The sequence below is a fragment of the Prosthecobacter sp. genome, from assembly GCF_044232965.1.
GTDB lineage: Bacteria > Verrucomicrobiota > Verrucomicrobiia > Verrucomicrobiales > Verrucomicrobiaceae > Prosthecobacter.
In genome coordinates this window covers 56,091-70,259 of record NZ_JBIIKX010000028.1, presented here as the reverse complement: position 1 = coordinate 70,259, position 14,169 = coordinate 56,091, and the positions used below count along the sequence as shown (strand labels likewise).

At 60.2% G+C, this 14,169-nt stretch carries 9 protein-coding genes; 3 read left to right on the top strand and 6 right to left on the bottom strand.

The window, feature by feature from the left end; genetic code table 11:
- Window positions 1-334 precede the first annotated feature (334 nt).
- Window positions 335-3,517: a PVC-type heme-binding CxxCH protein gene (locus tag ACILSI_RS13590; RefSeq protein WP_395722428.1), complete on the bottom strand. Its 3,183-nt coding sequence runs from the start codon at window positions 3,515-3,517 to the stop codon at window positions 335-337.
- Window positions 3,518-3,643: 126 nt separating this feature from the next.
- Here ACILSI_RS13590 and ACILSI_RS13585 point away from each other — a divergent pair, with 126 nt between their 5' ends.
- Window positions 3,644-4,084, top strand: a complete 441-nt coding sequence (locus ACILSI_RS13585) for a DUF5069 domain-containing protein (RefSeq protein ID WP_395722427.1) — start codon at window positions 3,644-3,646, stop codon at window positions 4,082-4,084.
- Between the two features lie 70 nt (window positions 4,085-4,154).
- Here ACILSI_RS13585 and ACILSI_RS13580 read toward each other — a convergent pair whose 3' ends face one another.
- Window positions 4,155-6,530, bottom strand: a complete 2,376-nt coding sequence (locus tag ACILSI_RS13580) for a serine/threonine-protein kinase (RefSeq protein ID WP_395722426.1) — start codon at window positions 6,528-6,530, stop codon at window positions 4,155-4,157.
- Between the two features lie 123 nt (window positions 6,531-6,653).
- On the opposite strand from ACILSI_RS13580, the gene ACILSI_RS13575 reads away from it, so the two are divergent.
- Window positions 6,654-7,568: an RluA family pseudouridine synthase gene (locus tag ACILSI_RS13575; protein WP_395722425.1), complete on the top strand. Its 915-nt coding sequence runs from the start codon at window positions 6,654-6,656 to the stop codon at window positions 7,566-7,568.
- Window positions 7,569-7,585: 17 nt separating this feature from the next.
- Entirely contained in the window at window positions 7,586-7,945 is a 360-nt protein-coding gene (locus ACILSI_RS13570; RefSeq protein ID WP_395722424.1) for a Spx/MgsR family RNA polymerase-binding regulatory protein, read from the top strand.
- A gap of 68 nt (window positions 7,946-8,013) precedes the next feature.
- Here ACILSI_RS13570 and ACILSI_RS13565 read toward each other — a convergent pair whose 3' ends face one another.
- From ACILSI_RS13565 to ACILSI_RS13550, 4 genes are read right to left on the bottom strand one after another with little or no spacing between them, the layout of a single operon-like run.
- A complete protein-coding gene (locus ACILSI_RS13565) occupies window positions 8,014-8,835 on the bottom strand; it encodes an alpha/beta hydrolase family esterase (protein WP_395722423.1) in 822 nt (273 codons plus the stop codon).
- Between the two features lie 52 nt (window positions 8,836-8,887).
- Window positions 8,888-10,270 (bottom strand): sulfatase, encoded by a 1,383-nt coding sequence (locus tag ACILSI_RS13560; protein WP_395722422.1) that lies wholly within the window; start codon window positions 10,268-10,270, stop codon window positions 8,888-8,890.
- Entirely contained in the window at window positions 10,267-10,659 is a 393-nt protein-coding gene (locus tag ACILSI_RS13555) for a hypothetical protein (RefSeq protein ID WP_395722421.1), read from the bottom strand. The genes ACILSI_RS13560 and ACILSI_RS13555 overlap by 4 nt, the downstream gene beginning before the upstream one ends.
- A 56-nt stretch (window positions 10,660-10,715) precedes the next feature.
- Window positions 10,716-14,084, bottom strand: coding sequence for a family 16 glycoside hydrolase (locus tag ACILSI_RS13550; RefSeq protein ID WP_395722420.1), 3,369 nt, complete (start codon window positions 14,082-14,084; stop codon window positions 10,716-10,718).
- Window positions 14,085-14,169: the final 85 nt, after the last annotated feature.

The window sequence follows — 14,169 nt, the reverse complement described above, 5'->3', positions numbered from 1 at the left end:
GGGTGGCTGCGGGAAGTTCTCCGGCGACTATCCAGAGTTCCTGCTGGCGTTGCTTGGTTTGGCGTTGCTCAAACATGCAGGGTTGTTCTCATCACCCAGGAGGAGAGGTTTTTCAACAGGCTGCTAACGCTGTTTTGGTCACAATTAACTACGGATGGATCTTCTTCATCCACCGTTTTCTTGAAGCCCATCCGTCCAAGCGAAGGCCTGACATCTGGCACTGAGCTTCCGAGGATGACAGGCCAAGTCAAGGCTTGAGGAGAATGGCAAGCATGAGGGGGGCGGGAGGCGAAAGTTGACAGCGCCTCAGCTAGAGGGGCGTGGATTTGAGGTTTCACTTCTTCTTTGCCTTCAAGCTCGCCAAGTAGGCCACGACATCACGAATCTGCGGTTTGGTGAGGATGCCGAGCATGGGAGGCATGACGCTGATGGGCGGGGTGGCGGTGGCGATTTGAGTGCGGGGCACGCTTTGGGTTTTGCCGTCTGGCATGCGCAGGGTGATTTGCGTGGCGTCTTCCTTGTCGAGAGCGCCGGAGATGCTTTTGCCGTCCTTCAAGGCGATGGAGACGAGGCCGTAGCCGGGGGCGATCTGGGCGATGGGATTGAGAAGCGATTCGAGGATGTATTTCCGGTCCTTTTGACTGCCTATTGTTTTCAAGTTGGGGCCGACCCGGCTGCCTTCCTTGGCCTCGATGGTGTGGCAGGCGATGCAGTTGGCGCCGAGGTGATTCGTGACGATGTCGCGACCGGTGGTAACATCGCCGCCTTCGAGCAGTTCATCGTTGGTGGTGTGTGTCTGCGTGTAGGCGTCGAGTCTGGGCTTCAAACTTTTGCGAGTGGCGGCGGCTTCGATGAGATCGAGCTGGATGGCGGCGGGAACTTGGTTTTGCGCGAGTTTGTCGAGCCAAGCGGATAGAACCTCGTCGGCTTTGTCATTCGCCGCGGTGGCGAGCAGGTCGAAGGCGAGTTGTTTGGTGACCGTGTCGGCTTCATTCAGAGCATTGGCGGCCTCGGTGACGGCATTGGCGGGTTGGTGGGTGAAAATCTGTTTCAAACCTCCGCGCCGTAGTTCCGGCGGTGATGCTTTGGCAGCGGCGAGATCGAGCGCAGTGGCGAATTCGGGCGCTTTGGCGTGCTGGGAGGCCATGAGCTTCAGCGCTTCGGCACGCAATGGAGCGCGCGCGGTTTCATCGGCGATGATTTGCAGCAGCAGCTCGGGTTCGACGCGAAGCTGGAGTTGCATGAGCAGTTCGACGGCTTTGGCTTTCAGTTCGCCGTCCTGCAAGGCCATCAAGGCGTCGAGATGCGGCTGCACGACAGCCACGAGTGTCTTGGGATCGCGTGTGGCATTGGTGTGAGCGTGACCGTCGATGCGGTCGAGACGCGGCGGCGAATTCCAGGTGAGCAGCACGTCGAGCGCCTCGGATTGCAGCTCGGAGGGCTTGAGAGCGGTTTGAACGACACGTTGTGCTGCCTCTGCTGTGCCGAGGCGAAGGCAAGCGTTCAAACCGCGACGGGAGTGGCGCTGGATGAGCGCGGGCAGTGCCTCGGGGATGCCGGTGTCGTCGTGAATGGCGCGTTCGGCTTCATCGGGGAATTTGCCGAGGAAATCGGCGACACGCGGCGAACGCTGTCGTGCGAGCGCAAGGAGGCTGCAAAGGCTCTTGTCCTTCACGAGAGCGGCTTCATTCGCGCAACCAGCGAGGCCGGTGACGATGGCGTGGCGCATGAAGGGATCGTTCTGCTCCTTGGCAGCGAGTTGGAGGAGTTTGGGCGTTGCGGAAGGCTCTTTGAGTTTGCCGAGGGCGATGGCGGCGTGGAAGCGGACGCGTGAGACGTTGGAGGTGAGAAGTGGGAGGAGCGGCTTGCCGTCGGTGGGGGCATCACCGAGCATTTTGGCGGCTTGGGTGAGGATTTCGGGATCGGAGTCGGTGAGGAGAGCGGTGAGTGTACGGGCTTCGACTTTTTTGGCACGCAGGCCTTGTCCGAGCCCCCAGATGGCGTGGATGCGGGCGAGCTGTTTTGCCTTCTTGTCAGCGGCAATGGCTGCGAGGGTGGTGAAGTCATCGCTTTTCACCAAGGCGAACTGTGTTTGGAGGCGGACGCGCTGGTCTGGATGGGAGAGATGCGAAGGATGGGAGGAAGGTGAGGCGAGGAGATTGGCGGTTTCGAGGCTCTCGGTGTTGTCTTGGCCGGTGGGATCGTCGGCAGTCCAGATGTGGCCGATTTCGTCGAGGGGATAGCCGCCGCTCCAGTCGGCCATGATGAGTGATCCCTGCGGTGTGAAGGCGAGTCCGATGCCCATGATGCCGCTGTGGATGACACGCTCGTTTTTCATCGCGAACGTGGAGCTGCTGGGGACGATCTGAAACGCGGTCATCTGGCCGGAGGGAAATTGATTGAGGATGAAATGGCCGCGTAGTGATTCGCCGAGCGCTGTGCCTGGCTCATGGATGAAACCGGCGGGGCCGTTTGAGTAGTTTTGCAGCGGCGGCGTGATGAACTTGGGCTGCGTGGCATGCGCGGGCTTCCACAAGCCTTCGCGTATCCAGCGGCTCTCACTTTTTTGATACTGGTGGCCGCAGCGCCAGCCGGAGTCGCTGCGCTCGGTGATGTAAACGAAGCGCTCTTTCTCGCCGGGGAGGTCAGCGTCGTTGTCCACGCCGAACATGTTGCCGAAGTCGTCGAAGGCGATCTCCTGCACGTTGCGCAGGCCGTGGGCGAAGACCTCGAAGCCGGTGCCGTCCGGTTCGCAGCGCAGAACGCAGCCTTCGTGCGGGTAAAACCACTTCACGCCTTCCTTGCTCGTCACATTCACGCCTTTGTCGCCGATGCTCCAGTAGATGCGGCCATCCGGGCCGATGCGCGGGCCGTGCATGTCATGCCCGGCATACGCGATGTGCATGCCAAAGCCATGTGCGACGATCTCACGCTCGTCGGCGACGCCATCGTCATCCGTGTCGCGAAGGCGCACGAGGTCGGGCGCGACGGTGACATAGACCCAGCCGTCGTGATACAAGATGCCTGCGGCGATGCCGGTGACGACGCTGTTAAAGCCTTCGGCGAAGACGGTGATCTTGTCAGCGGTGCCGTCGTTGTCGGTGTCGCGGAGTTGGTAGATGCGCTCGCTGTGAACGGTGAGATCCTTCCAGTCGATGGAGCCGTCCTTGTTGTGATCTTTGAGGCCGCCGCGTGGCAGACGCAGCTTGCCGGGAGCGAGTTCGCGCTTCAGAAAGGCTTCTTTTTCCTCCACGCTGGTGAGCGAGACATCGTCGGGAATCCACATCGTATGCTCGCGGATGTCGAGATCGGCGACTTTGCGCCGCGTGGTGGCGGAAACATAGACGCGGCCCTGAGGATCGACAGTCACGGCGACGGGATCGGGCACGTTGAGTTTGCCGGACCACTTGTGGAGTTCGAGTGCCGACTTGGGAGCCGGTTTGGCGGCTTTTTTCTCAGCGGCGGCGCATGGCAGGGCCAGCAGCGCGATGAGGACGAGGCGAATGAGTTTTTTCATGAGAAAGGGGCGAGGAAAAGGGTGGGGGAGCGTTTCTTCTTGCCGCTGCAAAGCGGACCCGTCAAAGTCGAGTGTGCGTTTGAAAATTACGAACGTCATTCACCAAACTCCAACCCAAATCCAATCATGAGTCAGATCGTTCCTCTCATCAGCTCCGGCATCGCCGGTCCCCTCGGTGTTCTTCATCTTCCGCGCCTGTGGCAGAAAGCCTCGCTGGCTGCTGCTGGCAAGCTGCACGCAGACTATCCCGGCATCGGCTGCGGCTATGACCAGATGACGCTCGACGCGCTGGGCATCAACATTGAGACCTTCAAGGCCTTCATCGCCACGAAGCCGAGCTACCCGCAGCTTGAGAGCTGGATCAAAAAGCAGCCCGGCGTGAACCTGACGAAGGGCAACATCTACAAGCACAACGCCTCGATTCGTGGCTACATCCATGACGACGCCACCCGCAAGACCATTCTGGACGCCGACGGCATCGCTGATGACGGCAGTGTGAATCCGGGCGCGGTCGATCTGAACAACCTGGACGACTGGCACATCTTCTGGGCGCAGGAGATCAAGTAAGCTACGAGTCTGCTGAAGACCTTTGAATGAAAACCTCGTTTGTCGTGAGACGGACGAGGTTTTCTATGGGCTAGATTCCCGATTCCATCACCTTCATCCAGCGGGTGCGGAAGGAGCGGTTTTCCTCCATGAGCTGGGCGGCGATGGTGGCAGAGAGCTGTGTGAGTCCGTTGAGACGCGCAAAGGAGGCAATGACCTCCTGCCTGCGGTAGTAGTCAGTGGAGTCCGTGACCTCGGCAGAGAAAGCCTGGGCGATTTCGACGAGGCATTCGGGCGTGAGGCTGTCGAAGGGAATGGAGAGCGTGCCGCGTTCCAGCGTGACGTTCACGGTGGCTCCATCAGCGGTGCATGCGATGCGTCCTGTCATCTGGCCGCCTTCTCGACGGGTGATGGTGCCATTCCAACTCTTGGAGGCGAGGTCGGCGGTGATCTGTCGGATGAAGTCGCGCGACTGAGTGTGGAGGTAGAGTCGGCCGTCGAGGGCACTGCGCACATCATCCGTCTCAAGGCGTGTGCCGCCGAGGAGGTCGATGGCGCGTGAATAGTCGTAGCCCTGCACGAGCGAGGGCACGAGGGCATTGACCTCGCCAAGTAGCGCGAGATCGCTCTGCCTGCGTTTTTTGTCCTGCTCCATCTGCTGTTGCTGCTGCTCCAGGGTCACGCGGGCGATTTCGCGTTTCAGCTCGGACTGCCAGGTTTCGATCTCGCTGCGGAAAGCGCCGCTGGTTTTGAGCTTCTTTTTCGTCTGATCTACCTCGGCGAGGGCGGTGCGGAGTTCTTCAATGGTGCCTGAGCTGCGCGGTTTCAAAGCGGCTTGGACCAGCGGAAAGTCAGGCTTGTAGTAGTTTACCAGTTCGCCGTAGAGGGACAGCCATTCGAGCGAGGTCGTGGTGCTGGCGACCGGTTTCATGTTGGTGAGCATTTCCTCAAAGGACTCCAGCGCCTTCGCGCCGTCACGTCCACTGCCTAAATGCCACTCGGCAAGCCCGTGAACCAAGTATCCAAGGACTTCTTCGTTGTCTTTCCTGTAGTCATTGAAGTCGAGCGAGACGCCGAGGGAGAGATTGCGCGACATGCGCTCTTTTATTTTCGAGAAGAAGGGGGCGAGGCCGTTGACGGAGGCGTCTGTGGAGAGCTTTTGAAATTGCTCCACTGCATCGGCCTTGCGGCCCAAAATGATGTCGCAAAGCGCTGCGTTGAATCGCGCCCAGTTGGCGGTGGATGCAGGCACTTCTTTCGATTCGGCTAGTTTGACGAATTTCGGACGTGCCTGGGCAAAGTGACGTGACTCCAGCATTTCTTGACGCGCTTCGGCAAAGCGCTCGGAGACCGTTTCTTTGCCTGCGGTGAGTGTCACGCCGCCACCGTCGAGGTCGCGGTCGTTGCCCGGGGTGATCTGGATGACTTTCTGTGTGGCGCGGCGCTCACCGCCTTCACGCAGCAGCCAGCCGACGCCATAAGAGAGCATCACGGCGGCGGCGATGCCGCCTATGAGCTTCGCGCGCCGCGAGAACAATCTGCGCCGCACGCCGCTGCGGTCGAGCATGCCCTCGGCCAGGCGCATTTCATCGACGACTTCGTCGTAGTTCGCGAACCGGTCTTCGGGGCGAAAGCTGAGCATGCCGTTGATGACGTGCTCGGTGCGCGGTGAGCAGCGCAGGCCGGAATCGCCCAGCGTGACGCGCTTGCACTTGATGCGGCGCAGGTCCTCGATGGAATTGGTGTCCGCCTTGTGCGGTGGATTGCCCGTCATCGCATGATACAGCGAGGCGCCGAGGCTGAAGATATCGCTGCGGTAGTCCTCCTTGTTGTCGATGACCTTTTCCGGGGCCACATAATACGGTGTGGCCCAGATCTCGCCTGATTGATCCCCGCCGCGGTTCGCAAACAGCGCCAAACCGAAGTCCACCACCTTCGCGGTGCCGGTTTCGGTGAACAGGATGTTAGCCGGCTTCACATCACGGTGGATCAGATTGAGTTGCTGCGCCGCCCGCAGCCCCTCGGCCACCTCGCGACCGATGTGCAGCGCCTCGGCCTCTTTCAGATGGCCCTCGCGTTTGATGCGCTGCTCCAGGCTGCCGCCTCCGACCAGCTCCATGGCGATGTAGAAATAGCCCTGATCATAGCCCACGGAGTACAGCTTGATGACGTTCGGGTGGGTCACATTCGCCGTGATGTGCGCCTCTTGGCGGAACTGCTCTAGGCGCACCGAATCACGGGAATACTGGCGATTGAGAATTTTCAGAGCCACTCGGCGGCCCAGGGTCTCATCCTCCGCCTCGAACACCCGGCTCATCCCACCCTCGCCGATCTGACGCACGATCATGAAATGGTCGAAACGCCGCCGCACCCGCACCATCTGCCCGCAAAACGGGCACTTCAGCTTCGTGAACGGCTCCAGAGACGTGACGTCGATCTGCTTCTGGCAGACCGGGCAGGTGCTCAAAAAAGTTTGTTCTGGAGGGGCGAGAATCAAAAGGGAGGGTTTAATTTTTTAACGATGCAGGGACGCATCCCATATGCCAGAAATTACAGATTGCCTTATTAATTCGAAACTTGAGTTTGTACCATGGACTGGACCGTCACTGAAACCGTTGAAATCGGGGAGCGTTTCGACAAGCACCTCGCCGGGCGCTTGCCCGAGATGTCGCGTTCGCGGCTGCAGGACTTGATCAAGGACGGCCACGCCACCTTGAATGGCAGGCCGGTCAAACCTGGGGCGACGATGCGGGCAGGGGATGCGGTGAGTGTCACGGTGCCCGAGGTAGCTGCGGTCGAGATCAAGGCCCAGGACATTCCTTTGACGATTTTGTATCAAGACGCCGACATCGTGGTACTGGACAAATCCTCCGGCCTCGTCGTACACCCGGCGGAAGGAAACGCCGACGGCACGCTGGTGAACGCGCTGCTGCACCACATCGCGGACCTCAGCGGCATCGGCGGCGAGATGCGCCCCGGCATCGTCCACCGCCTCGACAAGGACACCAGCGGCTGCATGGTCGTGGCAAAAAACGATACCGCGCATCGTCGCCTCACGGAAGCCTTCTCCGAACGCCGCCTCACGAAGGTTTACCTCGCCGTCGTCAACGGTGTGCCGAAGAATGAAAGCGGACGCATCCAGAACTTCATCGGCAGGCATCCTGTGGACCGCAAACGCATGTCCGTCCTGCTCGATGGGGCAGGGAAGGAAGCCGTCACCGAATGGCAGCGCCTCGCCGTGGATCAAGGCTGCGCCCTCATTCAGTGCCGTCTGCTCACTGGGCGCACGCATCAGATCCGCGTCCACATGCGCGAGACACTGCAATGCCCAATCCTTGGCGATCCCATCTACGCCCAGCCCGCCAAACAGCGCGTCCGCGTCCCACGCCTCATGCTCCACGCCTGGAAGCTCGCTTTCAATCACCCCATTCATGATCAGCCGATGGCTTTCGAGGCCAAACTGCCGCCCGAATTTGAACCGTGGATGAAATGCGTGCAAAGCTAGCTGCCAAACCTCTCTCAATGCTCAAAATTTACGTCTACTCCGGCTGCTCCACCTGCCGCAACGCCATCAAATGGCTCAAACAGCACGTCATCCCCTTCGAGGAGATCGCCATTCGCGAGACACCGCCATCACTCGCCGACTTGAAGGCCATGCTCGCCGCTCATGACGGTGATCTGCTCAAGCTCTTCAACGTCTCCGGCCTCGACTACCGCAGTCTCGGCCTCAAGGACAAGTTGCCCACGTTGAGCACGGACGCCGCTTTGAAACTCCTCGTCGAAAACGGCAACCTCGTGAAGCGCCCCTTTGCCATCGACGCGAAGAAAAAAGTGCATCTCATCGGCTTCAAAGAACCCGAGTGGCAGGCTGCCCTGACGTAAAACGAACTTTCAGTTCGTTTCCCTGGAGTGCCGCATCGTTCAGCCGGAGACGAGTTGGAAAACTCGTCCTACTTCACCGCCGCCGCCTGCTCCTTGAAGAATTTCGCGATCAGCGCCGGAGCCTCGTCCGGGAACTTGTGCGTGCCTTCATGGATGAAGGCCACAAACGGCGCTCCAACCTTCGAGGGAAACAGCATGCAGTCTTTCGCCCACGGTTTTCCTTCGGCCTCGCATTGGTTGATCTGCTTGATGCGGTTCATCGCCATCTCCTGCCACGCATACTTCACCAGCTCGTCGTTCGTTCCGGCGATGTGCATCGCCGGCTTTGGCTTGAAGGCCGCCGCGTCCGCCATCCGCGCTGAGGCTGCCGCCGAGGGAGCCACCGCGCACAACACCTCCGGGCGCGTCTGCCACAGCAGATAGGTAAAACCGCCGCCGTTTGAGTGCCCGGTCGAAAACACCCGCTTCACATCCACTTTGTAATTCTCCTTCAGGTTAGCCATCACCGCGTCGAACAACTTCAAATCGCGATCTCCCTCTGCTCCCGCGCCATGCTGCCAGCCGGGCTTCTTGCCCTCGGGATCAGTCAGCTTTCCTGGTGTATTCAGCCCTTGCAGATACACCGAGATCACCTCCGGCCAGTGCTTGTGCATCGCAAACGAACGTCCGGCCTGAAAAGCCGTCCCGCCATGCCCGTGAAACACGAACACCACTGGTGTCGGCTCTTCCTTGGCCTTCGTGGGCGCATAAACAAAGCCGCTGCGGCTCACGCCATCGACTGCCAGTTCCAGCTTGTGAAAACCGGCGGGCAGAACACTTTGCCCAAGGCACATGGATGAAAAAGCGGCCAAGGCGGCCAGGAGAATCGAACGTAAGGAGATGAGTGTCATGTCGGCCAGCCGCATTGTCCTGGTTGCGCCTCAATCAACGCCATGCCGGGGGTTATTTCACCTTCTTCCCCGTCTTCTTCTGTGGCGGTGCAGTTGGGTCTTCATTCGGGCTGCCATGCCACTGCGGGGGCATGTTTTTCGCGTTCCAGTCGTCCCATGCCTTCGCAAGCTCCGCGACAAGCGCGGGCTTATCCGTCGCGAGATTCATCAATTCACCGATGTCAGTACTCAAATCGTAAAGCTGCCATCCCGACTGCGTTTTCGCCGCCATGTCGCGAACATCGACGAGTTTCCAGTTTCCACGGCGGATGGCCTTTTGCGGACCAAAACGCCACGCCAGCGTTTCATGCGGTGCGTCGGCTTTTTCTCCTTTGAGATATGGCAGGAGATTCACACCTTCGACGCCGTCGGGTTGTTTCGCGTTGGCGGTGGCGCAAGCGGTCGGCAGCACGTCCATAGCGCTGACGGGATGCTCGTAGGTCTTGCCAGCAGGCAACTGCGCAGGCCAGCTCACAAAAAACGGCACGCGGATGCCGCCTTCGAGCGTCTGACCTTTGTCGCCCCGCAGAGGTGTGTTGATGCCGGTGTTGTAGGCGAAGAAGGGCTTGCGTCCGCTGCCGCCGTTGTCGCTGAAGAAGAACACGAGCGTGTTCGGGTGCTTCGCTTTCAGTTCCGCGTTGATGCGGCCCATGGCGTCGTCGAGGCCAAGCAGCAGCGAGAGGTATCCACGACGGTTTTCATCCGTGACGGAGGCCGGGATGCGGCTTTTGAGCTTCTCAGCTATCTCCAACGGCGTGTGGACGGCGTTGTAGGCAAGGTAGAGAAACCACGGCTTCGCCGCGTTGCGAATCATGAAGCTGAGCGCTTCATCAGTGAAGAGATCGGTCGTGTAGCCGTCGAGGTGCTGCAGCTCACGACCACGGTAGATCATGTCGTGCGAATGCGCGGAGCCGAACTCAGGTTCAGCATCCTTGTGGAGCAAAAAATTGTGCCCACCGACGAGGAAGCCGAAGAATTCATCGAACCCACGCGACTGCGGATGATGCGCTTCATCAAAGCCCTGATGCCATTTGCCGACCAAGGCCGTCGCATAGCCCGCGTCGTGCATCACATTCGCGATCGTGCGCTGATCGAGCGGCAGACCAAGCTTCGCCTCGTCGCCCACATGTGGATTGAACTCGTGTCCGAACCGCGTCTGCGCCTTCCCCGTCAAAAATCCCGCCCGCGACGGGCTGCAATACGGCGCGGTGACATAGCCATTCGTGCAACGCACTCCCGAGGCCGCCAGCGCGTCGATATTCGGCGTCGGCACCTCCTTCCCGCCATGCACGCCGATATCCGCGTAGCCAAGGTCATCCGCGACGATGACGAGGACGTTGGGCTGTGTCGCAAAGAGCGAAGGGCAGAGGGCGAAGAGGAGGAGAAGGCGTTTCATGCTGGATTGGATGAGTTTTCGGTAGCTGCTCGCATGGTGTCGAGGTAGTCCGCGAAAGATGCCCCAGTGTCGATGGCGCCGACACTTTGAAGAAAGTTGAGCACATTCGACCGAAAGCGTCTTTGGATGAAGCCAAACCAGGACGGATTCTGCTCGAGAACGGTGATGTAAAAGGTTCGATCCGGCTTGCTGCTTCGCGGAGGTTCAACATTGAGAACTTGGCAGATGATTTTCAGTCTGCCTTGATCAAAGAAGAACGTGCTGGGGGTTGGGGCACGGTCCTTAACGAGAGGTCCTTGGCAGTTTGAGATGCGAATACGACGCTTGCCGGGTATGTGCGCAGGGAGAGTTCTCAGTGCTTGTTCGGGGATGGAATAGACGTTGGCCATGGCATCGGATTTGAAGCTTCAAGCCGGTCTGCCATGGTTTCAACGGTCAGATGTGCTCACTTCCCAAACATCGCATGCTCCTTGTTTCCGCCGCTGAGGACGTAGGCGAGGAGGTCGAGGATTTCGTCTTTCTTGAGCATGGCGAGGAGCATCGGGGGCATGGGGGAGACTTTGCTGAGTTCGATGCTCTTCACTTCTTTGCGATCGACGTTCACGCGTTGATTGGGGTCGGTGAGGTCGGTGTTGAGGGTGACGCCGTCGCCGCTGAGGTTGACGACGACGCCGCTCAGGATGCTTCCGTCGTTTTTGGTGACGACGATGGGGGCGAACTGCTCGTTGATCTCTTTGCTGGGGTTGATGATCTGGTCGAGCAGGTCGTGCGGGCTGTAGCGGCCGCCGGCGCCGGTGAGGTCAGGGCCGGTCATGCCGCCGGCGTTGCCAAAGCGGTGGCAGGTGTAGCAGGCGGCGGCGCTGAACATCTTCCGGCCGTTGTCAAAGCTGCGGCCTTTCATGCCGTTCTTCGCGGCGGCGCTGAGTTCGTCGAGAGTCCACATGGTCGGCGTGCGGCCGACGAACATCGCGCCGACGTTTTCGATGGCGGTTTTGCGCTCGGGCTTCTTCGCGATGAGCTCGGCGAACTGCGTTTTCTCGGCGTCGGTGAAGGTGCTGAGGCTGTCGTTGCGGATGAACTCAATGAACTTGTCGAAGCTGGAGCCGCCTTTGTAGTTCGCTGCCTTCAGGAACCATTCGAGCTGCTGCGTGCGCAATTCCTTGGTCCAACCGGCTTTCAGGAAGCGAAGGCTGCGGGCGTATTCCATCTGGGGCTCCTGGCTTTCGGCGGCGGCGATGAGGGCCATGCCTTTCGCAGCGGCGCTGGGTGCCTGGAGGTAGGCGAGCGTTTCTGTGAGCAGCCAGTTGAGCTCAAAGTTGTCGGCGGGATAGGCGGGATCGAGTTTCGCGATGATCGCGGCGACCGTGGCGTCGTCGGGATTGCCAAAGCGGTGCAACACGATCTCGATGAGGCGCACGTAGCCGAGGCGTTGCTCGGGCGTGAGCTTGGCGAAGTCGTGCTTCAGCAGCGCGGCGAGGATGGCGTCGCGGGATTTGGAATCGGGCTGATAGGACGGATCGGTCCGATGAGTCGGGCACACGCCGGTGCGGCGTGTGAGAGCGAGCAAGGCTTCGAGCTGCGCGGTGACGTTGGTCTCGGCGAGTGCTTTGTCCTGCCATTCGGCGAGCGGCTGATGCTCCAACGCGGTGCGGGCGGCGGCGCGGATGTAGCGGTCGGTGCTGCTGAGGTGCGGCCAGGCGGTGGAGACGGCTTTCGGGTCTTGTTTGCCGTGGAAGGCTTCGAGTGTGCGGCGAGCGATGACTTCATCTGACGGCATCGCTTTGTTGTCATTAGCAGGCAGTGTGGCTTCCTTGCCAACATAACTCACCCGATACAGCCCGCTCTGCACGCGGCGGCCGCCAATGGTGAAATACATCGCGCCGTCTTTGCCGATAATCGCATCGCTGACGGGCAGCGGGCCGCCGGTGACGAATTCTTCCTTCGTGGCAGTGTAGGTGCTGCCGTTGGGCGTCAGATGCACGGCGTAGATTTTGCCCCAGCTCCAGTCGAGCGCGTAGAAGGCATCCTGGTATTTCGCGGGGAACTTCGCGCCGTAGCCGAAGGTGCAGCCGGTGGGCGAGCCGGGGCCGATGTTCAGCGTGGCGGGCAGATTGTCGATGTAGAACTCGGGATACTTGCCCGCGCCATTGCGCCAGCCGAATTCCGCGCCGCTGACGACGTGGTTGATGCGCGTGGGGCGATACCACGACGTGTTGAAGTCATACTCCATGTCCGCGTCATAGACGAAGAGCTCGCCGTCGCGGTTCACGCCGCCGTCGTAGATGTTGCGGAAGCCGCTGGCGAAGATCTCGAAGGTCTTTCCATCCGGCGTGAAGCGATACACGATGCCGCCGGGCGCCATGACGTGGCGGTTGTGGCCGCGACCGTCCGGCATGCGCGGCAGCAGATGGTCATCGCCCCACAGTTTCGCGACGGGCGAGCTGTCCGGCGTGCCAGCCTTCGGGCCTTCTTTGAGCACGGCGTTGTTGCCGCTGATGAGGTAAAGGCCCTTGCCGTCCGGCGTCTTCAAAATGGCATGCACCCCGTGGTCGCTGCCCGCATCGAACTCGCGCAGCATCTCCACTTTGTCCGGCATGTCGTCGCTGTTGCTGTCGGTGATGCGATACACGCCGCTGGGGATCTTTTTCTCATAATCATTCACGCCGACATACAGCGCCCCGAAGGCAAAGAGCATGCCGTTCACGCCGCGGATGTCCGCGGGCACTTTTTCGATGTCGCCAGCGCTCAGCGTCTGGCCCGCGGCGGGCGCTTTAAAGCGGTAGAGCATGCCATACTGGTCGCTCACGTAGATGTGGCCCGCGTCATCGGTCGTGAGGTTCACCCACGAGCCCTGCTCGCCGCCCGGCACGCTGTAAATGAGCTCCACCTTGAAGTCCTTCAGCGTCTTGATGTTCGACACCGGCGTCGCCACATTCGCGCCAATCGCCGGCCCGACCGCGTCGGGGCGTTTGGGCTTGGCTTTGCCTTTTTCGGCTGCTTTGCCTTTTTCAGCGCCTTTTCCCTTCGCTGGCGCTTTCGGTGCCGCAGCAGGAGCCTTCGCCTTGCCTTTGCCGGGCGCTTTGGCCTCGATGATCTGCGCGTCGCTCGGGATCGCGGACTTCTCAAACGCGATCACACCGCCCTCGGGCAGCTCTTTGAGCATCACGTCCTTGATGTGGACCTCCATGGCGGGGCCGCGGTGGATTTGGAAGGCGAGGAGGCCTTCGAGGGAGCGTTTGGCCTCTTCGAAGTCAGTAAGCTCCATGGTCGTTTTGCCATCGATCTGGTGCACGAGGTGGTTTCCCTTCGCGATGATAGTGTACTCGTGCCACTCGGCCACATCGGCCTCGACGAGGTCGTGCTCGCCTGCGAGCCATTTCACGCCGGAGGGGTCGATGACGACGCTCTGGCCGTTTTGCGAGACGATGCCGCGGCCGCCTTCCTCATACATCATCGCGCGGTAGGGCGCGTTCGGGTGGATGTCGCACTGGTAGCCGCGGATGGACCATTTTTTGTCGGTGTTCTCGCTGCTGCGGTATTGGATGCCGGTGTTGTTGCCCTTCTGGCGGATTTTGGCCTTCAACTCGAAGTTTTTGACCTTCCCGCCTCGCCAGATGAGAAACTGATTGTAGGGCAACTGCTCCGGTCCGGTCGTGTTGCCGACGATCTCGCCATTTTCGACCTTCCACAGCTCCGGATTGCCATCCCAGCCGGTGAGGTCTTTGCCGTTGAAGAGCGGTTTGAAGCCAGCGTCTTCGCCGAATGACGAATGCAGAATGGCGAATGACGAAAGAAGGATAAAGAGGCGTTTCATGGTTGGGCGCCTGGTTAAACGCGGCCTTCACACAAAACATGCCAGCAAAAGCTGTGTCGGATCTGGCAATGCTCGGAACCGCCAG